19 protein-coding genes are annotated in these 20,771 nt (G+C 58.1%); 10 read left to right on the top strand and 9 right to left on the bottom strand.

What is annotated here, in order from left to right:
- Nucleotides 1-7: 7 nt before the first annotated feature.
- From ABIA45_RS38680 to ABIA45_RS38670, 3 genes are all read right to left on the bottom strand, one after another.
- A complete protein-coding gene (locus ABIA45_RS38680; RefSeq protein ID WP_404655540.1) occupies nucleotides 8-1,702 on the bottom strand; it encodes a thiamine pyrophosphate-binding protein in 1,695 nt (564 codons plus the stop codon).
- A gap of 66 nt (nucleotides 1,703-1,768) precedes the next feature.
- A complete protein-coding gene (locus ABIA45_RS38675; RefSeq protein ID WP_271543830.1) occupies nucleotides 1,769-2,977 on the bottom strand; it encodes an ABC transporter substrate-binding protein in 1,209 nt (402 codons plus the stop codon).
- A 179-nt stretch (nucleotides 2,978-3,156) separates the two neighbouring features.
- Nucleotides 3,157-3,855 carry a GntR family transcriptional regulator gene (locus ABIA45_RS38670; RefSeq protein WP_271543828.1) on the bottom strand — a complete coding sequence of 233 codons (699 nt, stop codon included), beginning with the start codon at nucleotides 3,853-3,855 and terminating at the stop codon, nucleotides 3,157-3,159.
- A gap of 266 nt (nucleotides 3,856-4,121) precedes the next feature.
- Between ABIA45_RS38670 and ABIA45_RS38665 the strand changes: the two genes are divergently transcribed.
- From ABIA45_RS38665 to ABIA45_RS38650, 4 genes are all read left to right on the top strand, one after another.
- Complete coding sequence (locus ABIA45_RS38665; RefSeq protein WP_404655539.1) at nucleotides 4,122-4,352, top strand: alpha/beta fold hydrolase; 231 nt, start codon at nucleotides 4,122-4,124, stop codon at nucleotides 4,350-4,352.
- A gap of 278 nt (nucleotides 4,353-4,630) precedes the next feature.
- Nucleotides 4,631-5,653: a TRAP transporter substrate-binding protein gene (locus ABIA45_RS38660; RefSeq protein ID WP_404655538.1), complete on the top strand. Its 1,023-nt coding sequence runs from the start codon at nucleotides 4,631-4,633 to the stop codon at nucleotides 5,651-5,653.
- Between the two features lie 10 nt (nucleotides 5,654-5,663).
- Nucleotides 5,664-6,137, top strand: coding sequence for a TRAP transporter small permease (locus ABIA45_RS38655; protein WP_271543822.1), 474 nt, complete (start codon nucleotides 5,664-5,666; stop codon nucleotides 6,135-6,137).
- Nucleotides 6,138-7,442, top strand: coding sequence for a TRAP transporter large permease (locus ABIA45_RS38650; protein ID WP_271543820.1), 1,305 nt, complete (start codon nucleotides 6,138-6,140; stop codon nucleotides 7,440-7,442).
- 95 nt (nucleotides 7,443-7,537) lie between these two features.
- Here the strand turns inward: ABIA45_RS38650 and ABIA45_RS38645 are convergent.
- Together ABIA45_RS38645 and ABIA45_RS38640 are read right to left on the bottom strand one after the other, a co-directional pair.
- Nucleotides 7,538-8,724, bottom strand: a protein-coding gene (locus tag ABIA45_RS38645; RefSeq protein WP_404651318.1) for an IS3 family transposase whose coding sequence is annotated in 2 segments (ribosomal slippage) — nucleotides 7,538-8,472 and nucleotides 8,472-8,724 — 1,188 coding nt in all. Because the reading frame shifts where the segments join, the coding sequence is not laid out codon by codon here.
- 1,020 nt (nucleotides 8,725-9,744) lie between these two features.
- A complete protein-coding gene (locus tag ABIA45_RS38640) occupies nucleotides 9,745-10,545 on the bottom strand; it encodes a molybdopterin-dependent oxidoreductase (protein ID WP_404655537.1) in 801 nt (266 codons plus the stop codon).
- 633 nt (nucleotides 10,546-11,178) lie between these two features.
- Between ABIA45_RS38640 and ABIA45_RS38635 the strand changes: the two genes are divergently transcribed.
- The 3 genes from ABIA45_RS38635 (at nucleotide 11,179) to ABIA45_RS38625 (ending at nucleotide 14,348) form a co-directional block, all read left to right on the top strand.
- Nucleotides 11,179-11,457 carry a hypothetical protein gene (locus tag ABIA45_RS38635; RefSeq protein ID WP_404655536.1) on the top strand — a complete coding sequence of 93 codons (279 nt, stop codon included), beginning with the start codon at nucleotides 11,179-11,181 and terminating at the stop codon, nucleotides 11,455-11,457.
- The gene (locus tag ABIA45_RS38630; RefSeq protein WP_404655535.1) at nucleotides 11,408-12,388 is read left to right on the top strand and encodes a tyrosine-type recombinase/integrase; all 981 of its coding nucleotides are present in this window, start codon (nucleotides 11,408-11,410) and stop codon (nucleotides 12,386-12,388) included. Before ABIA45_RS38635 ends, ABIA45_RS38630 begins: the two co-directional genes overlap by 50 nt.
- A 520-nt stretch (nucleotides 12,389-12,908) precedes the next feature.
- Nucleotides 12,909-14,348 (top strand): integrase arm-type DNA-binding domain-containing protein, encoded by a 1,440-nt coding sequence (locus ABIA45_RS38625; protein ID WP_404655534.1) that lies wholly within the window; start codon nucleotides 12,909-12,911, stop codon nucleotides 14,346-14,348.
- A gap of 893 nt (nucleotides 14,349-15,241) precedes the next feature.
- Here ABIA45_RS38625 and ABIA45_RS38620 read toward each other — a convergent pair.
- The 3 genes from ABIA45_RS38620 to ABIA45_RS38610 form a co-directional block, all read right to left on the bottom strand.
- The gene (locus tag ABIA45_RS38620; RefSeq protein ID WP_404655533.1) at nucleotides 15,242-15,478 is read right to left on the bottom strand and encodes a hypothetical protein; all 237 of its coding nucleotides are present in this window, start codon (nucleotides 15,476-15,478) and stop codon (nucleotides 15,242-15,244) included.
- Nucleotides 15,479-15,774: 296 nt separating this feature from the next.
- Nucleotides 15,775-16,179: an ABC transporter substrate binding protein gene (locus ABIA45_RS38615; protein WP_225174708.1), complete on the bottom strand. Its 405-nt coding sequence runs from the start codon at nucleotides 16,177-16,179 to the stop codon at nucleotides 15,775-15,777.
- 2 nt (nucleotides 16,180-16,181) lie between these two features.
- Nucleotides 16,182-16,613, bottom strand: a complete 432-nt coding sequence (locus ABIA45_RS38610) for an ABC transporter substrate binding protein (protein WP_225174707.1) — start codon at nucleotides 16,611-16,613, stop codon at nucleotides 16,182-16,184.
- 475 nt (nucleotides 16,614-17,088) lie between these two features.
- On the opposite strand from ABIA45_RS38610, the gene ABIA45_RS38605 reads away from it, so the two are divergent.
- From ABIA45_RS38605 to ABIA45_RS38595, 3 genes are all read left to right on the top strand, one after another.
- Nucleotides 17,089-17,337 (top strand): hypothetical protein, encoded by a 249-nt coding sequence (locus ABIA45_RS38605; protein ID WP_225125349.1) that lies wholly within the window; start codon nucleotides 17,089-17,091, stop codon nucleotides 17,335-17,337.
- A 202-nt stretch (nucleotides 17,338-17,539) separates the two neighbouring features.
- Entirely contained in the window at nucleotides 17,540-18,154 is a 615-nt protein-coding gene (locus ABIA45_RS38600; protein ID WP_404655531.1) for a hypothetical protein, read from the top strand.
- 408 nt (nucleotides 18,155-18,562) lie between these two features.
- On the top strand, nucleotides 18,563-18,742 hold the full coding sequence (locus tag ABIA45_RS38595) for a hypothetical protein (RefSeq protein ID WP_036031726.1): 180 nt from the start codon (nucleotides 18,563-18,565) through the stop codon (nucleotides 18,740-18,742).
- 756 nt (nucleotides 18,743-19,498) lie between these two features.
- Here ABIA45_RS38595 and ABIA45_RS38590 read toward each other — a convergent pair.
- Entirely contained in the window at nucleotides 19,499-20,767 is a 1,269-nt protein-coding gene (locus tag ABIA45_RS38590; RefSeq protein WP_404655529.1) for an alpha/beta hydrolase family esterase, read from the bottom strand.
- Nucleotides 20,768-20,771: the final 4 nt, after the last annotated feature.

The raw sequence follows: 20,771 nt of genomic DNA, 5'->3' as shown, positions 1-20,771 counted from the left end.
AGTGGCTTCATCGAGCAAAAAACTCCCGACTACCCGCCAAGCGCTCTTTGGCGACCACAAAGTCGAGAACTGCCGGCTTACCGCTTTCATTGGCCACGAACGCCCGTCGTAGGGCGGCCTCGACCTGGTGGGGATCGGTGACACGCTCCCCGTAGCAGCCGGAGGCGATTGCAAGGCCCGCGTAATCGAGATCAAGGACGAATTCGGTCCCAATGAACCGCTCATTGAAAGCCTGCACTTGGATGTCGCGGATCGAGCCCAAGGCGTGATCGTTGAATATGCACCACGTGACACCGAGCTTGAGTTCGGCGGCAACGGGAAGGATATTCATCACCATCTGGAAGGATCCATCGCCCACGAAGCAGACGGCAGGCCGGTCAGGGTAGACAAGGCGTGCGACGGGAAAAGCCGATGCCGCGAAGCCCATTCCATAGAAGCTCGAGGGCACGATCGTGGCGCGTGGCTCAAAGATCTTAAAATTAGGAAATGCGCCACCCATCCCCTGCGCGAGCACGCCGACGTCGATGGCGACGGTTGCATTGCGTGGGAACACGTGCTGGATGCGATCGAAGATCCGAATCGGATGGATTGGCGTGGCATTAGAGCTCGCCATGCTTTCGCGCTCTGTTTCGAGCGCAGCACGCCGATTCGACAACTCGGCGAGCCACTCCTTGGAGGCCGCGCGCTGACCAGTACCCTTTGCTTTTAACTCCGTGAGAAGATCCTGGAGAACCAGGCGCGCATCTCCCGTGATGCCTATGGTCGCAATGACCGATCGGCCGAGTTCGTTTGGATCGATATCGATCTGGATATAGGTGGCCGCCGGCGCCGGAATATATTCTGGCTTCCAGTTGTTTTCCTGCTCCTCAAAGCGAGCGCCGATGCCGATGACAACGTCAGCATTTGGCAGAAGATACTTTGTGACGTCCTGTCGATGATGACCGATGCCGCCAGCCGTGAGTTCATGATCGTCAGGCAAAATGCCCCGCCCTGCGAGCGTCGTGACGACGGGGCTACCCAGCATCTCCGCGAGCTGACGCACTTCAGACGTCGCGTTTGCGGCTACGGCGCCGCCACCGGCGACGATTAGCGGCTTTCTAGCCGCGAGAAGAGCCGCCGCCGCGGTCTTGATACGATCGCTATCACCGCGGACCACAGCGGGTTTGCCGACTGGGAGATAGTCGCCGACGTCAAACTGCATTCTAAGAATATCCGCGGGGATATCGATAAGCACAGGACCCGGCTTACCCGAGCGGGCAATGGTAAACGCTTGACGCAGGCATTCGACAATGAGGTCCGGTCGATCGACCCGGACGCCCCATTTCGTGATAGCGGCAAAAATCTTGACTTGGTCGATTTCTTGGCTTGCGCCACGATGTGCGTTGCGAGTGGCACCACGCCCCGCGAGGATGACCATCGGCAACGCACCGACATATGCTTCCGCTACGCTCGTGATCAGATTGGTGGCGCCAGGCCCGGCCGTCACGCAGCACACGCCAGGCTCACCGGTAAGCTGCGCATAGCCGGCAGCCATGCTTGCAGCATGCTGCTCGTGCCGCACGAGAATGTGGGAGATCTGCTGTTGTCCGTAGAGAGCGTCGTAAATTCCGATTGTATGGCCGCCGGGCATACCAAAGATGAACTTCACGCCTTCCGCCTTCAGAACGTCAACGACGGCTTGGCCGCCACTCTTCATCACCATTGACTTGATCCAGTTTTTATCGTGGACGACCGCAGCCCCGCTTCGCGCGACGATTTGCTACGTTGACTACGGTTTGGCCGAGCCGGCCTTCACCAACGGGCATCCGCCATCTTGGAGCGGACGGAACGCTTCATCGCCAGGTACTGTGCCCACCACGTTGTAGAGGTCCCACTTTCCTTTGGACTCCTCGGGCTTCTTGACTTGGAGAAGATAGAGATTGCGCAAAACACGGCCATCGATACGCACCTTCCCGTCTTTGGTGGTGAAGTCATTGACCGGTAGCTCGCGCATCTTTGCGGCGACGGCGTCCGCGTCGCGCGATCCGGCGGCTTTGACGGCTTTGAGATAATGGAACACCGCGCTGTACGACATCGCAGGATCCCAATCCGGCGGATGACCTATCTTTTCTTCGAAGCGCTTCGACCAGGCACGTGTCTCGTCATTCAGGTCCCAATAGAAGGGATTGGCCAGAAGCAAGCCGTGAGCGGTCTTGAGCGTGATGCTTTGGACATGCTCGAGAAAGAGCACGTAAGCCGCGAAAGTCGCACCGTTTGAGGTGAGACCGAATTCGACGGCCTGTTTGATGGAGTTGACCGTATCGTCCGAAGAATTTGCAAGGCCGATCACGTTCGGATTGGTCGGCTGCGCCTGCAAGAGGAAGGAGGAGAAGTCGGAAGTGTTCAGCGGCGCGTAGACGGCGCCGAGGACCTTGCCCCCGTTAGCCTCAATAACGGCACTGGTATCGCGCACAAGGGCACGTCCGAATACATAATCGGCGCCGAGGAAGAACCAGCGGTTGCCGCCCCGCTTGAGAACAGCGGCTCCCATGACGTGCGCCAGCGAATACGTATCAACGGCCCATTGCGTCGTGTAATTATCGCATTTGCGACCAGTCACATCGGAACTCAGGGCGCCAACAAATAGCGAAATCTTCTTCTTTTCCTTGGCAAGACTTTGGACCGCGAAAGCAACCGCCGAGTTCGGAACGTCGACGACCGCATCGACCCCCTCAACGTCATACCACCGGCGCGCGATGGCCGAGCCGACGTCCGGCTTGTTCTGGTGGTCGGCAAAGATGAGCTCGGCCTTCTTGCCGAGCACGGGCCCAGCGTCGTCGATTGCCATGCGGACGGCTTCAACAGTCTCTCGACCGCCGGCCACGGCATAAACCGAAGACATGTCGTTCATGACGCCGATCTTGATGGGCGCGTCGTCAGCGCGCGCCGAGCTGGCCCACATCAACGCACCCGCGAAAACCGCACCTAGCCACCTCATCGCAATCTCCTCCCAAGCGAGCTATCCTCCTCGGGAGCTCGTCATTTGTGATTTGTGATAACAAATCACAAATGAGAGTCAAGAGCCTTAAGCGCGCCCCAGCACGCACGTGCAACTACGGCAACGCAGCACTCCCAGCTTCGTGTTTGAATTTGGACAGATTGGTGAAGGCTAGGCGGCTAGTGGGCCAGCTGCTTGTCCTGGATCAAGGCCGCGATGATGCGATCGCCACCTTTCATAAGATCTTCTGTTATCGCAGCCCTAGCTGCCTTGGCATCGCCTGCGCTTAGCGCAGCTATAATTCGATGATGGCCGCGGGCGCCCTCCGAGGTCAAGTTGATCGGAATATGGTTGAAAACAGGCCCGATCTGGAGCCACAGCGACTCGATCATGGAAAGTAACAACGGGCTCTTGGCCGCTTCATACACTGTAAAATGGAACTCCTGGTTCAGCGCCCAAAATTGACGCTGCTTATTTCCACTCAAGGATTTAATCTTCTCATGGATACGCTTGAGGGAAGCAATGACGTCAGGGCTAACGTACTGACATGCCAGGGCGGCGGCCTCGCCTTCCAGAAGAATCCGAACTCTGCGAATTTCCAAGAACTCATCGATCGTCGTTTCAGGTACGATGACGCGATGGTTGGGGAGCATTTTCAGCGCGCGTTCGACGACTAGGCGCCCAATGGCGTCTCGAACCGGCATCAGGCTAACATGTAGGCTTTGCGCCAGAGCTCGCAGCTTCATTTCCGAGCCGGGCGCGAAGCCTCCAGACATGATCATAGTCCGGAGTTCGCGGTATACGCGATCGTTGAGAGTCTCTCGTTCGACAGCGCGAATCGAGCTCTCGAGCCCGACCTTGTCTATCCCTTTAACCATTCGCTGAGCGGCCTCGTCCCCGACAATTCCATCACCTTATCAAGAGACGTTCGCTTGGCAAATCTGGCGCCTTCCCCGGATACATCCTAGCCGCTCACCGATGATTCGTGCTCCACTTCGCCCCGGCGATAGACGCGTATCGCCGTATCCTTGAAGAGTAACGCTTTTTCCGTGGCCGAGGCGCCTGATGCAAGCCGTTTGAATGCGTTACACAACACATGGTAACCGCAGCTCCGCCTAACCGCAGCCGCCAAGTGGAAAGCTGAATGGAATCCGAGACGCTAAGGCCCAAGGTCGATGGCGTCGATACGATAGTGAAAGCGATTGGCAGCGGGCCGTCGCTGCTTGCTATCCATGGCGCAGCGACCATCGAGGGCTATCGGTGGGCCGAGGGGCTGGCGGATCGTTTTCGCGTTATCGTTCATCCCGGGTTCGGTGAGAGTGCCGCGGCACCGCATATTATCGGCATGCAGCACGTTACCCCAGCAAGCCAATAGACACGATTGGCAGTATTCTTGAACCGCACTGATGCTCGGGATGCGAGCCGTACGCACCTTGATTGGTCCGCGCGGGTGCCGGTGCAATTGCATTCTCTGATTGCGTCTACCTCGCTGCGCTTGGGAACAATTTTGCAGATAAGCCTTTTCAAGTGCACTTGCTTGTGATTTGTTATCACAAATTACGCGTCGCTCGCATCGGCCATCGAAAATTGCTGATACAGGCAACCAAGAGTCGGCAGAAGCCGAGATACAGAACTCCGAGGGAGGGGATCGGGATGCTAGGTTTGATCAAACAGGGCGGCTACGCCCTTTTGGCTTTCGCGTTGTCCGGTACGCTCGCCGTCGCTCAGGACAAGCCCATCGAATTGAAGTTGTCTCACTGGCTGCCGCTTGCGCACGTCAACCATCAACACGTTCTGGTGCCGTGGGCGGCGATGGTCGAGAAGAACAGTAACGGCAAACTGAAGATCACGATCTTTCCTGGCAGCATTCTCGGTAAGCCGGCCGACCATTGGGACATGGCGCAGAACGGCATCGTCGACATCGCATGGGGAACGCATAACTACACCGCCGGGCGCTTCCCGCTGACCGCAGCCTTCGATCTTCCGTTCCAGACTAAAACGGCAAAAGGCGCTAGCCGCGCGTTGTGGGAATACTACGTCAAGCACCTGGAAAAAGAGCATGCGCGCGTGAAGGTGCTGTGGCTGCAAGCTCCTCCACCCTTCCATCTTCAGATGGCGAACAAGCCGGTGCTGAAGCCTGAAGAGTTCGCCGGCCTGCGTATTCGGGTCGGCGGCGGGCCGGTTTCCGATCTGGTGAAGGCGCTCGGCGGTGTACCAGTCGCGTTGTCTGTGCCCGAAGGCTACAATGCATTGGAGCGGGGCATCGTTGACGGTACGATCCTTCCGCACGAAGCCCTTCACGGTTTTAAGCTTGCTGAGGTGACAAAACATCATATCGAGCTGCGCATGTTCACGACATCGCAGTTCCTCGTAATGAATCTTGCCAAGTACAACTCGCTTCCACCCGACCTCAAGAAGGTGCTGGACGAACTTGGCGGTGCATGGGGCGCGGAGTTCGCCGGAGCCGCATGGGACAAGGGCGAGCTATCGGGCGTCGATGCAGCCAACAAGGCCGGCGGCCATTTCTACAAGTTCACCGACGACCAACTGCAGCCATGGCGCGAAAAAGCCGCGCCGATCGTCGAGGAATGGCTGAAGGCGACCGAATCAAAGGGTCTGCCCGCAAAGCAGGCGCTTGGCGATCTCCGCGCCCTTATCAAGCAGTACGATCCCTAGGCATCAGCGAATGCCCATCCTGGAACCGGCCGCAAGGGTCTTGAATTTTGTCGCAATCATAGCCTTGGCCGGTCTCGTCGGAGTAACGGTTTCCGACGTGACCGGTCGCTACTTCTTCAGTAAACCGCTATTCGCGGGCGTCGAAATCACCGAGTTTCTTCTCATCTTCCTGAGCTTTGGCGGACTGGCCTGCGCGGAACTTCGCAACAGCAACATCAAAGTAGACTTCTTTACCCAGATGCTTCCCGAACGGGTTCGTACAGCGCTCGACGGCGTCGGTGCTCTGTTTGGAATGGTTTTCTGGAGTGTAATTTCCTGGCGGGCCATCGATCACGCTCAAGAGGTGCGCGAGAGCGGTGAAGTCTCACTCAACCTCGGCGTCTCGACGTTTCCCTTCTACGGCTTCCTCGCCGTGGGGTCCGCCCTCGTCGCGATCGTGCTCGTGCTGCGCATCGCGCGGGCGATCAACACCGTGAGCCGCTAAATGGACAATACGACAATCGGCGTCATCGGCTTCTTTGCAATGCTGTTGCTGATGTTTCTTGGCGTGCCGATTGGCGTCGCCATGGGCATCGTCGGATTCATCGGCTTCGCCGTCGTCAACAGCTGGGATTCAGCACTCAACCTGATCGGGCTCGCGCCCTACAGCGCAGTCGCCAACTACGTGCTGAGTGTCGTGCCGCTATTCGTCCTGATGGGCCACTTGGCCAATGAGACAGGAGTAGGCCGTGAGCTTTATGCCGCCTCGCAAACCTGGCTGCGTCATCGGCGCGGAGGACTCGCGATGGCGACTGTGATGGCGTGCGCCGGATTTGCAGCCATCAGTGGCTCCAGCCTTGCGACAGCCGCGACAATGACAACAGTGGCGCTGCCCGAGATGCGTAAATTCGGCTATGATCCACGGCTCGCCACCGGTTCGATCGCCGCTGGTGGCACGCTCGGAATTCTGATTCCGCCGAGCATCATTTTTCTGATCTACGGCTTCATCACCGAAACTTCGATCGGAAAATTGTTCTTGGCCGGCGTACTTCCCGGGATTCTATTGACGATCCTGTTTGTTCTCACGATTGCTGTCACGACGTTGAGGGATCCGACCCTTGCTCCCCGAACTGAAGTGAAGGCAAGCTTCGCCGAACGTGCTCGGGCTTTTCGAGATGTTTGGGCCGTTGCGATGCTGTTCACGTTGGTGATCGGGGGCATGTATGGCGGCGTCTTTACCGCGACCGAGGCCGCCGGCATCGGCGCATTTGGCACCTTGATCCTCGCGTTGGCGCGGCGGCGTCTGACCTGGCAGGTGTTGCTACGGGCATTGATGTCAACGGTCGAGACTACGGCCATCATTACCGTCATCCTCATCGGAGCGGTGATTCTGGGCTACTTCCTCGCCGTTACGCAGTTGCCTATGTCCTTAGCAACTGCGCTCGCCAATTCAGGATTGTCGCCTGCGGCCATCATGTTGCTCATCATAGCCGCATATCTGATCATGGGCGCATTCATGGACGAACTCGCCATGATTCTGCTGACCGTACCTATACTCTTTCCGGTTTGCGTTGCGCTCGGTTACGATCCGATCTGGTTCGGCGTCGTCATCGTTGTGGTGTGTCAGGCCGGCATGATCGCACCACCTGTCGGACTCAACGTGTTTGTCATATCGGGCATGGTGAGGGACGTGCCGATGGAGCAGATCTATCGTGGAATTCTGCCGTTCCTCGCCGCGATGGTACTCTTGCTGGGCATCCTGATGCTGATCCCCGATCTTGCGCTCTATCTGCCGCGGACGATGAGATAAGTATAGAGGCTAGCGAATGAATGTTCAGCTCATGATCCGCAGCTCTATGGCACCTGCCCCCGCATTCTTGCTGCAAGTGACCTGCCACTGAATTTTCATCCAGCGGGAGTTAGAGTCTCGGGGTTTTGTACGCCAAACGGCGCGGGTGGAGCAACGGACGATCGGCGGAGCTGGTCGGGGTTGCGCGGCCGATCGTCCGTTGCGGTGAGGTGGGCGGCATAGGCCGCGGGGGTCAGGTATTTCAGCGACGAGTGGGGACGCTGGAGATTGTAGTCAGCGATCCAGGCAACGATCTTGGCGCGGGCGTCGTCGAGATGGAAGAATAGGGTCTCATTGAGCAGCTCATCGCGCATCCGGCCGTTGAAACTCTCGACGAAGCCATTCTGCATCGGCTTTCCCGGTGCGATGAAGTGCCAATCGATGGCTGCGTCCTTGCACCAGGCGAGCATGGCGTTGCAGGTGAACTCGGTGCCATGGTCGGACACGATCATTCCTGGCTTGCCGCGTCGCTCGACGATTGTCGTCAGTTCGCGGGCTACGCGCCGCCCCGAGATCGACGTCTCCGGAATGGCGCCCAGGCATTCCCTGGTGACGTCGTCGACGATGTTGAGGATGCGGAAGCGTCGACCATTGGCGAACTGGTCGTGAACAAAGTCCAGCGACCAGCGTGCGTTGGGCCTCGCCTCCACCAGGATCGGAGCTCGGGTCCCCACGGCCTTGCGGCGAGCGCGCCGCTTGCGGACGGTGAGCCCTTCCTCGCGATAAAGCCGGTAGATCCGATTGATCCCCGACGGCTCGCCCTCCCGCCGCAGCAGGACGAACAGCCGGCGGTAGCCAAAACGTCGCCGCTGGTTGGCGAGGTCGCGCAGCCTGCCACGGAGAGCCGCTTCCGGAGGACGGCTGGAGCGATAGCGGATCATCTTCCGATCCGCGCCCACGATCGAACAGGCCCGCCGTTCCGACAGGCTCATGACGGCCTGCAGATGCGCGACCGCAGCGCGCTTGGCGGCGGGCCCTACCATTTTTTTGAAAGGAGCTCGCGAAGGGCGGCCGTATCAAGCATCTGCTCGGCCAGAAGCTTCTTCAGCTTCGCGTTCTCCTCCTCCAGGGCCCTCAGCCGCTTCGCCTCGGAAACGTCCATGCCGCCGAATTTGGCCTTCCAATTGTAGATCGTCGCTTCGGATATCCCATGCTTGCGAGCCAAATCGGCCGTCTTCGCCCCGGCCTCATGCTCCTTCAGCACCGCGATAATCTGCTCTTCCGTAAACCTTGCTCGCTTCATTTGTCCGTCCTTCGTCAGGTCGGACTCTAACTCCTTCTGGAGGAATTACTCAGTGGCAGGTCACAAGAGACCGGCAAGGACATCAACCCAGCTGGTTCGAGGTTTGGGGCCACCAATCTGAGGTTTTCGAATACTGTCACTTCAGGAAACAAAGAGATCATCCTGCGCAGGTAGCTCAATGTCGGGGGTTCGAGTCGCTGGTCCGCTACATCGCTAGACCCACTATTTCGGAGGCCTTGTTTTCCTATCGAAGGGCAGTCTAACTGGCGAATTGAGCCCGCGATAGTTCGTCAATAGCCGTCGTTCGTACGCAATTCCTTGCCGGCTGAAATGGAGCGCAGCCAGGTTCAAATCCTGGAGCCGCAACTACCGATACCGACATTCAGTTCAAGTCCCGATCTGAGCGTGGGCTGCCCTGCGTCCCGAACGCAACGAACGTCTTCTAAGTTGTTGATTTTTCTCGGTGTGACATACACTTTCGTCCCGTTTTGTTCACGCTCGTTTCATCCAATTCGTTGCGATTTCGTTGCGGCGTTCTCGGCGAGAACAGTGGACGCCGCATCGATCACCTGAAATGGCACCCGAGCCACCTGAGCATAACGACGGCGCAGCCGGCACGTGGCACGAGTGCAGCGGCGAGACCGGTTAAAGAACACCCGGGAACGGGGCCGTGATAGCGGTTGCCGTAGGCGAGCCCCTTTTCCGAGTGCCCCCGGGCGAGGAGCTCTTTAAATCTTGCACGAGGGATCGGTGCGCGACGTGCCGAGACAGCATGGCTTGGTAAGCGCAGCGCATAGAGCCTGGTGCGCGGAGCGGACGTGCCGTATCAACGCGGCGCGCTGAAATCTTACGTAGTCAACCAGGCTTTGACGGGGCAGCCATAGCAATTCACCTTGCTCAAACTGCAGGCGTATCTCCAATGCACAGCCTGCGGGCACGGCGCGCCGATCGCTGGAGCGCACTTCTTTCGGCCCGCGTCGAGCGGTCCGGCATCTGCGGCGACGCGAAGCATTATAGGTCTCATACGACCGTGAAAGGAACGCGATAGAGAGCATTTCTCTTTTCGTCGTCCGGCTGACTCTCGCCGGAACGGGAGGTCGCGCGGGAAACGATGCTTTGTTGTCCCGCCGCCGCCTCGAAGTTGCACATGAATTGCGTCCACGAATGGCCGGTAGGCTTTTCGACGGCGCAGGCCTTCCAGGAAAGCCCCTCATCCAGGCTGATCTTCACGCCGGCCACGCCGCCATCCGCCGACGCCCAACCCCATGCCCGAACAACTGCCCCCTGCTCTATTGGAGTCCCGGGCGCGGGCCACACAATCACCGATTGCGGGGCGATGTTCCAGACCGGGCGCGTCACGCCTTCTGCGACGACATCGTTGTACCAACGTGTCGTAAAGGGACCAGGAGCGCGCTCTTTGCGAAGCTCGATCCTCCGGAGCCACTTCACGCTGTTGGTCCCATAGAATCCCGGTACGACCAGCCGCAGCGGATGACCGTGCTCCGGTAACAAAGGCTCGCCGTTCATTTCGTAGGCGAGGAGGACGTCGGCCCCCACGCGCGAGCGAGGGAGATCCTTCGTGTAATGCCCGCAATCCGCGCCGCCGAACTCACCCGAGTCCGCACCGATGGACCAGACAAAGGCAGCCTCCGGGTCCGGTTCGACGCGTTGGAGGACATCGTCCAGACGCACGCCGCCCCATGTCACGTTGCAAACACGCTGCGTCGGCTTGTCCGGAGCCAACGGGCTTCCCGCGCATTGGTACACTGAGGCGACGGTTACCTTCTGCATCCGCTTGAGATCCCGCACGGTGATGCGCATTGGGCGGCCGATCAGAAAGAATTCTTCGCTTTGTGATCATGTTGCCTTGCTCCGTCCTCAATATGACAGGAGCGTAACTGCATCCGGATTTCCGCCAGCATTGGGAATCTTCGCAAGGCCTCGTGCGGAGACGAACCCGCCTGCCCGTTTAATGCGCCTTGGCTGCATCCATGCGATGCATCGTGCCGACTAACGCGCCGCGTTTGAGGTGGCCCGGGGAAAGAAGCACGGGCTCTTCGGCGGTGCAGGATAGCCGTCACTGGAAACGAGATCTTCGGCCGGCGTCTATAATTTTAACGCTCGAGCAGCGAAAACCATTGGATATGAAGCTCGCCGATCGATAGTGGGTGATCGCTGTCGAGGATGACGTAGTCATACTTACCCAAAAGTTAGATCACCGGTCCGTCTGACGCCGGACAAGATCACCGCACCAGAGACAGATGGATTTCAGATCCCGGAGTAGATTCCGGCGCCGTTGGCGCACATAGGTCGGTCCGATTTCCACTCCACGCTAGCCGAATCTGCGAGCTCTACAGTCCCGCTCTTTTGTCGCCAAGGTTTCTCGGCCTTGATCAACTACGGTCCTGCCGAATTCAGCACCGCTACTTTGATTGCCGGCAGTGGGAGCAGCGAATGATCGAGCCCCGTGGCATGTCCAAAGAACAGGCTGCCGCTTACGCAGGCTGCGAGTCCCTTTCAGCGATCAACGAATGGGTTCGACGCGGAATCATGCCGAGGGCAATACCTGGAACACGCAAATGGGATAAAAAAGCGATTGACGTAGCCCTTGACCGGTTATCTGGTTTGCAGCCTAAAATTGAAGCTCAACTGGCACCATACGACGCGTGGAAGGCATCCCAGAATGCGAGTGCGGCTGAAGGGGATCAACTGGTCCATAAAAAAGCTCGGTGACGGTACGTTGAAGACCTACTGGTATGCGTGGAAGGGAGGCCCGCGCATCAACGCGACACCCGGCACACCGGAATTTATGCGCCTCTACAATGAAGCAGTGGCGTCGTACACGAAGAAGAACTCCGAGACGTTTAGCTCACTTATCGACTACTTCAAGGACTGCAGTGAGTACAAAGATCTTGGTGGCAAGAGTAAGCGCGCTTACGACGGATACCTCAAGCTTATCGAAACCAGGTTCGGTTCGATGCCGATTGGCGCCCTCGAGGACAAGCGCACACGGGGTGACTTCAAGGAATTTCGGGATTCATTCTCCGACACGCCACGCAAGGCGGATTATATCTGGACGACAATTGCGCGTGTTCTGTCCGTTGCAAAGGATCGTGGCAAGATCTCAGTGAACGTCTGCGAGCGCGGTGGCCGGCTTTATGAATCCGACCGGTCTGAATTAATTTGGTCGGCCGAGGACATCAGGGCCTTTTGTGGCGTTGCGTCGGTTGAGCTACAAGCCGCTCTCCTGCTCGCATTATGGACAGGTCAGCGCCAAGGAGACCTGCTGCGCCTGACCTGGAAAGATTACGATGGCACGTATATCCGGATGCGCCAATCGAAGGGCCGCGACAACAAGGGCCGGCGCCGTGTGACTATACCGGTGGGACCGCCGCTGAAGGCGGCGCTTGACGCTGCATTGAAGGAAGAGCGCTCGGCCGTGACTATATTGGTCAACTCGTTCGGCCGGCCATGGACGGAGGACGGTTTCAGGACGAGCTGGGACAAGGCTTTCAAGAAAACGTCGTTGAAGGATCTGCACTTCCATGATTTGCGCGGCACTGCTGTTACGCGCCTCGCGCTATCCAATTGCTCGGTTCCGGAGATCGCCTCGATAACTGGCCATTCGATGAAGACGGTGCAGGAGATCCTCGATGCGCACTAACTGGGCGGCCGGCTCGAACTCGCCGAGTCAGCGATAAAGAAATTGAGTGAAGTATACGGGTAGGAACAGTGAGTTCGGGATGTGGATCGACTCCAGGTGAAGGCGTCCTCGGTCGCCAAGGCTTCTGCGTGAGAGAGCGCTCCACGCCGCCGGGGAACGAGCTAGCCGCTGCGGTAACGCGCAGCCATCCCGCCATCCTTCAACTTGGCGTACAGACGACGAACAGATTTCTCAAACCGGACGTCAAACCGACTGGTCCGTTCTGGTGCGCACTGCTGTAAGTGCTTGATTTGCTTGGTGGGCGCACCAGGGCTCGAACCTGGGACCCGCTGATTAAGAGTTCAAGACGGGCGCCTCTCTACGATTTCTGAATCTACGCCACGCCGCGACAACGGCCAAGAAGGTCTTTTATTTCTAGGGACTTGTCGCATAGCTTCGCAGTCCAGCGAACCCAGACCTTCAAACACCTCGGCTCGCCAAAACCGTTTGAAAACCGTTTTAGCAGTTCACATCCGCCCCCATGACCGACATTCGCATTGCTCTCAGCGACAAAGCTATCGCTCAGCTACCGACTCCTGAAGATGGCTGGTATTTGGCTCGCGACACCGAGTTGAAAGGTTTCTTCGTCGTCGTGGGTAAGCGGAAAAGGACCTTCACGGTTCAAGGCGACCTCAGACATCGGGGGAAGCGGGCCTCTTCCATAAGAGTGTCGATTGGAGATGCCACCGAATTAACGACTCGAGCGGCTCGCGCAATTGCCAAGGAATACCTTGCTCAGATCAGCAAGGGGCAGCACCCGAAACTGAGGCTAGGCGGAAAGGCCGGACAGGCCGAGACCGATTGGAACAGTGGGGTAACGGGCGCGACCCTGAAGCAGGCTTGGCAACGCTATTTGGAAGCCCACCTAATCCGAAAAGGCCGTAGCGAGAAAACGATAAGTGGTTATCGGGATCACGTCGAACGTCTCTTTTCGGAATGGCTTGACACCCCTCTGCTCGATCTCGCGAATGATCCGGCTCGCGTCGCCAAAAAGCATGATCAGCTTACTAGGGAGAACGGTCCCTACATGGCCAATGGGAGCATGCGGACGCTGCGAGCCATCTACAATCATGCTCGGAAGACCAATCGATCGCTGCCGCGTGACAATCCCGCGGATGCTGTCGATTGGAATCAGGAGGAGCGCAGGAACACGGGTATGGGCACCGGCGATTTGAGAAGATGGTTCATAGAGCTGGCAAATCTGGACAATCCAATCCGGCGCGAATTCCATCTTTTCACCTTGCTGTGTGGGTCTAGGCCAACCGCATTGCAGCAGGCTAAGCCGGAACACATCAATTTTCGACGGCGAACGCTCCACATCCCTAGGCCCAAGGGAGGTAGCAAGCGAGCGTTCGACATCCCGCTGTCTCGGGAAATGATCCTGAGCCTCATTCGAGTGCTTCGCTTCGGCAGGCAAATGCATCCGACTCAGGCGCAAGAAAGGTTATTCCCAGCTGAGAGCGCCTCCGGACACCTGGCGGAAACCAAGGAGGACCGAGATATCTTATCAAAATGGGGCAATGACCTTCGTCAAACATTTCGGACACTTGCCACCGCTGCTGGCGTTTCCGAATTCGACGCCAAGCTCCTGATGAACCATTCAATCCCTGGAGTGAATGCAGGCTATGTCACTCGACACAAGCTAGTTGAAGACCATCTGCGCAGCCAGCAACAAGCTATCAGTACCGTCGTGTTTTCCGCACTCGGTAAGTTGCGCACAGAACAGGGAGCTCTGATCGATTGGCTTGGTCATCGGGCAAGCCGAAGAGCTGTGAGCAAATTCCGATCGAAGCCAAGCAATCTCGGCGAGGAGCAAGGCAGCGATCAGTGCGATCGGAATCTTCGAACGGATCACCTCACCCGTCGTGAAAGAAACCGATTGCCGTCACTGCGGCGAAGCACCGTTCTACGCTATCCATGAACGCAACCCTTGCTAAAAAGATCAGTTCAGCTTTTTCGTAATGTAAGTGCGATTGCAACTGCCAACTTGCTCGTACTCGCGCGACGAGTTTGAGAGTCCCTCCGGCCAGAACAGAAAATAACCGAAACGCTCATACCGCCATACTGGGCGCCGATTGCGTGGTGTTCGCATCATCTCCGATTGCTAGGAGCGGGAAAGCAGATGCGCACGAGTGATCGTGCAGCGCATCGTTGGCTAAATGCTCCCAATACTCAGCTTCGGCGAGCAGTTTCCAACTTCTATCGGGGTGATGCGCGGCAGTCTGACGGCACAGCGATGCCATCGCGCGCAGGCGACTCACAGTATCCACCTACTCCTCCCATTCATTTTTTGTTTTTTGCACCCTATTTTCTATTTTTGCGTCGGAGTCATTATAGTTATAGCTCTGAACCAATTTTACTTTCCGAATCTCGATCGGCTTTCGCTGCGGTTTCAATCGCGCGTCAATCACAATGGGCGCAATCCATTGCGTTCTTTCGGGCTCAATGTCGAAGCGCGCGGCTAAAGTGGTCGTTGAGCATGCCGTATTTGCACTGCAATGGTCCGCCATGGCCGTAATTCTACGGAGATTGCGCACCCCCAGTGTTTGGCTTCTACTTCCGATTGTTTTTATGACGATTAGCTTTTTGAGCGACAGGTCATAAGCGTCAAAGCCATGATGGCAACTATTCTACGAAGCCAGATGACATCGCGCGGCATACACTCCCTGTCGCGATCTGACTACGAGGAGATAGTAGAGGAGTTGGTCGAACAGCTCAGAGAGCTGGAGCTTAGCTTGGCCGCTCGCGAGTTGGCAGACAAGCAGAAGCCGAAGTAGCTTCATATTGGCTGACACCGCACACGTGCTTGGTCTTTCACGGCGACTCAATATTTCGATTGTCCGCCATGAAACACACCGCTGCCCGCCCCTTAGCTGATCGGAAGTCGCCGCTGGAAAGCTTGTCGAGATCGCCAGCGGCATTAAACCCGTACAGGACGGACGGATCGTCATTGAGCTGATCAATGTGCCTTTCCTTAAACAGGGCGGCACGGGTCAACAGTTCAGCGCCGCAGTCGCGTTGGCGCAGGAGCGCGGCTGGCTGGAGCTGCATGAGAGTGGCACGTATGTGCGGCTACCGGGGCAAACAGAAGCATTGGGTTAAGTGAAGTACTGAATTCAGCAATTGAGCAGTGATTTGGTCTGCGTTTAAGCCGGTCTTGTCGTGCTGTACCGCCCATCAACCCCGAAAGCGAACCTCCCAGCAATCGGCGATCTGGAGCGTGTTCACGCGCTTAGTTCGGGCGCTCCAGATGTCCGCTCATCGTTCAACAGCGGCACAAACAGCAGACATGATCGAAGGTCGCCTATGGGCCACTTCCGGACTCATGCATCGCAGCAAACTGCGTGTCATTCGATCACCTCGTCAGCACGGCCGAGCAGCGAGGGCGGCACAGTGAGGCCGAGCGCCTTGGCAGTCTTCATGTTGATTACTAGCTCGAGTTTGGTTGGCTGCTCTACCGGCAGATCGGCAGGCATGTTGCCTTTGAGGATCTTATCGAGATAGCTGCCTGCACGACGCCAGATGTCGGCTAAATCAGGACTGTAGACGACCAATCCGCCCTTGGCGAATTGCCGGAAGAGATGAATCGCGGGCAGTTGGTGTTGGGCCGCAAGTGCGATAACTCGCGGAGACTCGAAAACAGTCAAATAATCGCCAAGGACAATGATCGCAGCGGCGCGCTGGGCGGAGGCCGAGGCAAAGGCGGTGTCGAGTTCTTCGGCCTTGGTTGCCTCAACAATCGGCAGAGCCAAGCCTAGCTCGCGCTGTGCGGGGTATCTCCTCGGCTAATGCCAAGCGGTGCATGGGGTTGTCCGGATTGACTAGGATCGCAACCTTCGAGGCGCCAGGGACCAGTTCGCGGAGGGCTTCGGACGAGGCCGAGCCCCACGGGGTCAAACACAGCCACGAATACAACCGGAATGGTAACAGTTGCCGATTTCAGGGCTAGTGCTGCTGCGGGCCCGGAGGCAATTAGCAGATCCGGAGTTAGAGCGATCAACCCGGCGGCTAAAGCTGGCAGTCGATCCCGGGCATAACGATATTCGATAAGCAGGTTCTTGCCCTCGATCCAGCCCTTCTCGCGCAAGCCGCTGAGCCACGCGGCGTGAACTGGGTCGCGAGCCGGCTCATCCGCCCAAGCGCCGAGGAAACCAATTCGCCGAGGCGTCCCTGCGCCTCCGAACACCTTGGCGAAACGAGTATTGCCGCGGTGCCCGCTATGAACTCCCGCCGCTTCATTCGATCCTCATCAAGCTCGAGGACGATGAGGCGAGAGTATCCTGTTTTCGATGGTTATACCCATTGCGTGTGCAATGCTGCGTGGCAAATGCGTGGGTGGCGCAGGACGGCTAAGGGCCAACAGCGGAAATCGCGCTCATTCGATCAGCTCGTTGCGCAGATAAGTCCTTGGCTCAGATTTCATTTCGGCAGCCCGGGGCAATGTGCCAGCACGCCGGTTGATGGCCCTGCATGGTTGGAAGTTCCCACTGATTTCTAAAAGTGGATCAGGCTTTTTCGGACTTGTTCTGTTCTCGTAGGACCAAATACCTTGACCTGCCGCACGGGGGTCACGGTGTTAGGAGAACGAATGACGGCCAGTTCCCGCTAAGCTCCGGTTCCATGGTATTGTGCGACCTCATAGGCGTGCTGGAGGGCGAGACATGGCCATCTACTTGCATTTGCAAACCGACAGTATGGCGCCGAAGCAGATTGCCTGTATTACAAAGGCTTACGAGCAAACGTTGCGCACCCTTTGTGTGAAGGATCGCGACGATCCGCTCACGGAATTGGTGGCGAAGACAATCATCAAAATCGCTCGAAGCGGGATCAAAGACCCCGCAAAGATATCAGCGCAAGCAACGTTCCTGGCTCAGCTAAGGCTGCGCCCTTCTCTCCGATCCGCAAGCTAACGCCAGAACAGCGCAAGCAGCAGGATGACAGGGAGGGGAATACCGAACAGCCACAATAGGGCACCTCTACCAAGTGTCATGGTATCCGGCCTTCTTCTACCTTGTGCGAACCAAAACGCGAACGCCTCCGGAGTTCCTGTCCCAGGAACGGAAAATTCGAGGGAGCGTTGGAACACGAAACAAAGTTCGTGGAGGACTCGCTATGGGCACACGTACAATAGCCAACCCGTTCTTTGGTTGGACCTGGTCGGCCGTACTGGCCGGAGTATTTACGTCATTGGTCGTCCAGATCTTGCTGACCATGCTGGGCCTGGGCGTCGGTCTGCTCGCCATCGACATTCCCACGGCCGCGTCGGCGCCTGCTGGCGCCAGCTGGGCCGCTTTCGTGTGGTGGGCAGTGTCGGGAATCATCGCCGCGTTTCTTGGCGGTGCGGTTGCCGCAGCCAATTCGCCGGACCAGACCGGGCTCGGCCGCGTCGGCCACGCACTTGCCGCTTGGGCGGTCGCGACCGTCGTCGTGGTTGGTGCGGCAGCGATGATGCCGGCGTCCGCGACCAGCATCGCCAGCAACCTGGTCGGTCCGTCATATACAGCCAGCGCCCGCGTCGCCTATTGGTCCAACAACACGGGACGGGACACTGTCGGTGCAACGGGCCGACCTGCGACGCCGGCCCAGATCGATGCAGCTCGCAAACACTTCGCGTATGTGATGTTTGCAAGTTTCTGTTCGCTTCTCCTCGGCGCAGGAGCCGCCTATGCCGCCGGCATGGCGACAACAGCCCAGGCGGTGAAGGAAACAGCACGACCGGTGACGTGACCACAAGTCTATCCGAAAGGCGGGGGCGTGAAGGTTGCTCACCTTGGTCGCGGCGAAAGCCTGCCCTCCGCGCGTCGGGCTCTAGCGTGACGGCCTGCCTCGCTTCGCGACATCAGTGTTGGAGCCGGCTTGTCCAGCCGTAGCTCGCGCGCAAGGGCTGGTGGGCGCTCACGGATTCGAACGACGCGGGCGAACTGCTAGGGACTGTCCTTGATTGAATCAAAGAGGCGCTCAGTCGGACCATGGTCGAGGCCGTGAAGCAGAGCGAGGTAAGAGAGCCAAGACCGTCCCGGCTCGCAGAGGCGCGGCGGGTCATTGAGGATTTCGCCGCCGATCTCTCAGGCGTCCCTCGCGAGCAACTATCAACGATCGGCTGGGTTACAGCACCAAACAACCCCTGAGGTCGCCATGAACAAAGATCCCCCACTGACACCGGACGATTTCCCAATCGAAGTGCACAGGGAAAAGCTCAAGAACCAAAAAGGCGAGCCGGTCGCCTCTGCCGAGACGGAACAGCTTGCGGGGGAGATCGCTGAGCGGCTCAACGAGCAAGCCTATCAGGAAGAGCAAGATCGTTGGTCGGCTTAGAAAGCTCGTGTGGCCGAGCCTTTGACTACGACAAGTGATGCAGACGGTGCAGAAGTACATCAACATCGCCGCTATAATCGCGCTCGCTGGTTGGTGTGGCCTCTGTTTCAAGGTGGGCTGGTACTGATGGAACGGCTTTCGCCGCTGTAGACCACATCGGTCCCCAGCCTGGAGGTTTTTCAGGATCGAAAAACGAGCTGGGACCGAGGCTCTGCCGCTGTCTGATCGGCAAACGCTTGGTTCATCCCAAAAAATTGAGTAGTGGGCTTCGGGGCTTTCGCAACGTGCGAGGCGCGCCCTGACCCCTTTCCCGGTCTGCGGCGTCGAATTTGCGAACCGCATTTCTCGACGCGCGCTCACTCGTCCAACCGCAGTCACCGTCAGCATTTTGGTTAATCGTCCCTGAAGGCCATCCGAGGATTGGATCGTGAAGTCGTGAACCGCTGTTAGAAAGGCCCGTGGTAAGTTGAAGTTATGCTCAGCCCTGAACCACCGGTACGAGACGTACCGAAGTCGCTCACCGACGATCAAATTGCTTCAGCACCGCTCATCGTCAATGGCCTGACCGTCCGACCGCGCAAGCAAGTGAACCCGTGGCTCTGCGCACTTTGTCTGCTGCCAGAGTTCGTGGCGCTCCCCGTTCTTGCCGGTCTCGGCATGCAGCGGCTGCTGCGATACCTAGTCACCCAGCGGAAGAAGGCTAGCTAGGCGTGACTTCCGCAACGGGTCAAAAGCGCCGGTTTGAACGGCGCCGTGTCACTTCCGGTGTGCCCCGATCAAAAGACCATATCTGAGCCAAACCGAACTTCGCCATCGGGCCCATGAGCGGACGGCCGCTACCCTGATCGCTGCGCGAGCGAATGCCCGAGGAAAAAAACGCATCATTTCCCTCGTTGCGTCCGGTCCTTTCGGATCAGTGTAGGAGCCAGCAGGGCTGCCTCCGGACCATGAGTGTCCTGCGCCGTGGATATTCCAGTGCTCCAATATTCCGCGCCCGCTCGCGTCGCTGAGGATCGTGCAGGTGTAGGCATGGCCTCCAGGTACCTGGCCGCGGTCAATTTTCTTTTGCAGCCGCATGGCTCGTACAGACTGCTCAAGAATTTGATCACCATTGTTGGGATGAACGATTGTGTCGTGATCGCCGTGAAAAACAATGGTCGGGACAGGTGGCCCGTCACCAACAACAGCCCAGCGATTGGATCCCCCGCCTTGTCGCATGGCGACCAACGCAGAAGGAAGGTCAGTGGCGGCGCCGCAAGCAAGTCCAGAATGTACGCCAATTGCTGCGTACAGATCTTTATAGGTGTTACCCATGACAGCAGCAGCGGCAGCTCCGGCCGATAGTCCACCGACATAGACACGATCCTTATCAACCGGAAAATCGCGCATGACCTGACGAGTGATCCCCGCAATGATCGAGGGTTCACCCCTGCCCCGCTGCTGGTCGGCTGCGCGAAACCAATTCCAGCATTTCGCGCGGTTTGCCTCGCTGCGCTGCGCCGGATAGACCACAAAGCAGGTTTTTTGCTCAGCGATGAAGTTCATCCTCGTACCAGCGGCGAAATCGTCCGGGGATTGGGTGCAGCCGTGCAGCATCACGATCAAGGGAAGGGGTTGGTCCTTATGGCGGCTCGGGATGAAGAGCTTGTAGGCACGACTTCCCGCTGGATTGCTGTAGCTACCTTCGATGAATCGTGTGCCGTCAGGCACGACATCTGCCGGCGAGGGCGGCTTGCGCGCAGTTACACCCCGCAATGCAAACCCACCGCGCTGCGTTGCGCGGTCAAGCAACTCGCCGAGCATGTGGGCTTGCGCCGGCGTCACGTCCGGCCCGTTGTTCTCCTCGATAACATTGGCCTGCCCGTCGATGATTGTCGGCTCTTCAAGGGTGGGCTGGGCATTGCGCGAATTCGGGCCTGGCGCACCTCCGCCGCGCAGCATGCGTTGCAGCAGTGCGGTAGCCTCGACGAGCCGACCAGCACGCGTCAGGCGCGTGGCTTCTCCAATCAAGTCCTGTCTCAGCATCGTG

The organism is Bradyrhizobium sp. USDA 336 (genome assembly GCF_044908355.1).
GTDB classification, from domain to species: domain Bacteria; phylum Pseudomonadota; class Alphaproteobacteria; order Rhizobiales; family Xanthobacteraceae; genus Bradyrhizobium; species Bradyrhizobium yuanmingense.
This window is presented reverse-complemented; position numbering and strand designations above follow the sequence as displayed.

What these genes read in the sequence shown, in the direction of transcription:
- ABIA45_RS38620 (WP_404655533.1), bottom strand. Translation starts at nt 15,478, where the DNA reads ATGCAGCTCCAGCCAGCCGCGCTCCTGCGCCAACGCGACTGCGGCGCT.
- ABIA45_RS38665 (WP_404655539.1), top strand. Translation starts at nt 4,122, where the DNA reads ATGGAATCCGAGACGCTAAGGCCCAAGGTCGATGGCGTCGATACGATA.
- ABIA45_RS38680 (WP_404655540.1), bottom strand. Translation starts at nt 1,702, where the DNA reads ATGGTGATGAAGAGTGGCGGCCAAGCCGTCGTTGACGTTCTGAAGGCG.
- ABIA45_RS38605 (WP_225125349.1), top strand. Translation starts at nt 17,089, where the DNA reads ATGGCCATCTACTTGCATTTGCAAACCGACAGTATGGCGCCGAAGCAG.
- ABIA45_RS38655 (WP_271543822.1), top strand. Translation starts at nt 5,664, where the DNA reads ATGCCCATCCTGGAACCGGCCGCAAGGGTCTTGAATTTTGTCGCAATC.
- ABIA45_RS38660 (WP_404655538.1), top strand. Translation starts at nt 4,631, where the DNA reads ATGCTAGGTTTGATCAAACAGGGCGGCTACGCCCTTTTGGCTTTCGCG.
- ABIA45_RS38650 (WP_271543820.1), top strand. Translation starts at nt 6,138, where the DNA reads ATGGACAATACGACAATCGGCGTCATCGGCTTCTTTGCAATGCTGTTG.
- ABIA45_RS38640 (WP_404655537.1), bottom strand. Translation starts at nt 10,545, where the DNA reads ATGCGCATCACCGTGCGGGATCTCAAGCGGATGCAGAAGGTAACCGTC.
- ABIA45_RS38625 (WP_404655534.1), top strand. Translation starts at nt 12,909, where the DNA reads ATGACCGACATTCGCATTGCTCTCAGCGACAAAGCTATCGCTCAGCTA.
- ABIA45_RS38635 (WP_404655536.1), top strand. Translation starts at nt 11,179, where the DNA reads ATGATCGAGCCCCGTGGCATGTCCAAAGAACAGGCTGCCGCTTACGCA.
- ABIA45_RS38630 (WP_404655535.1), top strand. Translation starts at nt 11,408, where the DNA reads ATGCGAGTGCGGCTGAAGGGGATCAACTGGTCCATAAAAAAGCTCGGT.
- ABIA45_RS38595 (WP_036031726.1), top strand. Translation starts at nt 18,563, where the DNA reads ATGAACAAAGATCCCCCACTGACACCGGACGATTTCCCAATCGAAGTG.
- ABIA45_RS38590 (WP_404655529.1), bottom strand. Translation starts at nt 20,767, where the DNA reads ATGCTGAGACAGGACTTGATTGGAGAAGCCACGCGCCTGACGCGTGCT.
- ABIA45_RS38670 (WP_271543828.1), bottom strand. Translation starts at nt 3,855, where the DNA reads ATGGTTAAAGGGATAGACAAGGTCGGGCTCGAGAGCTCGATTCGCGCT.
- ABIA45_RS38675 (WP_271543830.1), bottom strand. Translation starts at nt 2,977, where the DNA reads ATGAGGTGGCTAGGTGCGGTTTTCGCGGGTGCGTTGATGTGGGCCAGC.
- ABIA45_RS38600 (WP_404655531.1), top strand. Translation starts at nt 17,540, where the DNA reads ATGGGCACACGTACAATAGCCAACCCGTTCTTTGGTTGGACCTGGTCG.